Origin of the sequence: Halanaerobium saccharolyticum, assembly GCF_003053565.1 — a bacterium.
Taxonomy (GTDB): Bacteria; Bacillota; Halanaerobiia; order Halanaerobiales; family Halanaerobiaceae; genus Halanaerobium; species Halanaerobium saccharolyticum_B.
Genome location: NZ_QAXS01000084.1, coordinates 1 through 1,550 on the forward strand (window position 1 = coordinate 1; position 1,550 = coordinate 1,550).

The 1,550-nt window shown below is 33.4% G+C and carries 1 protein-coding gene; it reads right to left on the reverse strand.

Going from position 1 to position 1,550, the window contains the following annotated elements:
* Nucleotides 1-122 precede the first annotated feature (122 nt).
* The gene (locus tag C8C76_RS14955) at nt 123-1,490 is read right to left on the reverse strand and encodes an IS1380 family transposase (RefSeq protein WP_108143048.1); all 1,368 of its coding nucleotides are present in this window, start codon (nt 1,488-1,490) and stop codon (nt 123-125) included.
* Between the last annotated feature and the right edge of the window lie 60 nt (nt 1,491-1,550).

The window sequence follows — 1,550 nt, forward strand, 5'->3', positions numbered from 1 at the left end:
AAATATTTAGTCTTAATTTAGATAACCAGTTAAATAAATTATCCAGCTCCCAGATTTCAGACGCACTTAACTAAACTATGGTTTTCATAGCTTAAAAATTAGTCTCAACTGTACTGGTGGTTTTAATTTAGGACCACCTTCTTTCTAAAATCTGTTAACGCCTTTCTAAGATGTGTAATTGTTTTTTCCAGCAGTTTATTTGGGGCAAAGCGGATGTGTTTGTACCAGCCACTGCCGCAGATATTACCTGCTATTTTGTAAAATATTCTTCTGATCGTTGTTATCTCATGATGGTGCATACTTTCAGGTAAGAAAGTTCTTTTAAACCAGTTATTAAGGTTAAAAGCAATCATTTTAATCAGTAAATACAGCTCATTACATTTGCGATTAATCTGAGTGTTCTGGTCAAAAGCAAAACCTTCTTTCAGCTCGTCAATCTTGTTTTCAATATTACAGCGTTGGTTGTAGTCATTGAATACTTCTTCAGCTGTTAGATAGTCAACATTGGTAACTATGGCCTGATATTCATAGGTGAACTCTTCAAAAAGAAGCTGACCATTTTTGTTGCTTTTTGGTAATGATTTTTTGATTAAAACAAATCTACGTTCTCTATCCCAGCTTTTTAGTGGTACTCTAATTTCTGTAACACTAAATGTGTTATCGATTTTGACCCAGGGATATTGATCTGGATTTTCATTGACATAATCAATAATTTTTTTGACACCATTTTGCATTTTAGCTTTGATGACATATTCGATACCGTTATCTTCACAGTATCTAAAGTTTTTCTGATCAAAGAAACCTCTATCTGCTCTGATTCTTTTTAGATACCAGGTTTTGGGTAGAGTCTCAATACAGGATTCTAAGAAACTGAGGAATTCATGGTTGCTGTGATGAGTACCTTCTTCCAGTGTCAGGTTAAGTAGTTCATCAGTCTTAGAAATGATACCAACCTTTTCTTTAAATGAAGGTCTGCCTTTATATCTTGGATTATATCCATTTGCAGAACCTTCCTGATTACCAAAAACGGTACAGACTGTATCGTCAAAATCGAGTATCACTTCTTTAGCAGGCTGTGTTTTAGCAATTGTTGAGAGAAGATTTTTATTGAGTTCTCTCAATTCATTTACACTTTCTTCAGGCATAGCTTTTAGAAGATCACGACATACTTTTTCACTGGGAACATTAAAATCCTTAATTTGAAGATATCCTGCATCTTCTCTAAGATTTTCATAGTGAGAAAAGCGGGAATAGCCCAGGATGGATGCATCAACCATAAAATCAATGATATCAGTAGGCTGATAGATTGCGTTAGCTGCTTTTTGATAGCTAATATTATCTGAGATTAAAGATTTAAAATCTATACAGGATTTAGCAGCTTCCAGATAAGTAAAAGCTGGAACATTGGAAACTGTATCACTGTCAAATTTAGCAGGAATATTTAATTTGTTTAAACTATTTATTTTATTGTTGTTTTGTGGTAAACTCATATCAGAATCTCCTTTTTGGTTTTGGTATGGTTTTTTGTGCTAAAAACATTTTACCATAAA